Raw genomic sequence first — 257 nt, 5'->3', positions numbered from 1 at the left:
CAGGAGGATAAAGAGGGTATGTTTGATACAGTGGAAACTGTAGAAGGATCACTAAAGCTTCTTGCACCAATGATAGAGACGATGGTTGTTAACGAAGATAAAATGAGACAGGCGACAAGTCAAGATTACTCAAATGCAACGGATATTGCAGACTACCTCGTTACGAAGGGTATGCCTTTCCGTGATGCACATGAGGTAATTGGAAAAATAGTTTTGAGTGCTATTGAACAGAAAAAGTTTTTATTAGACTTAAAGAT

Annotated in this window: 1 pseudogene; it reads left to right on the top strand. The window is 38.1% G+C overall.

Annotation, left to right across the window (positions count from 1 at the left end):
• Positions 1–18 precede the first annotated feature (18 nt).
• Positions 19–257: pseudogene (locus tag AOA62_RS29780) on the top strand (argininosuccinate lyase); the annotation flags it as partial.

Source organism: Pseudomonas sp. 2995-3 (assembly GCF_002742565.1).
GTDB classification, from domain to species: Bacteria; Pseudomonadota; Gammaproteobacteria; order Pseudomonadales; family Pseudomonadaceae; genus Aquipseudomonas; species Aquipseudomonas edaphica.
This window is presented reverse-complemented; position numbering and strand designations above follow the sequence as displayed.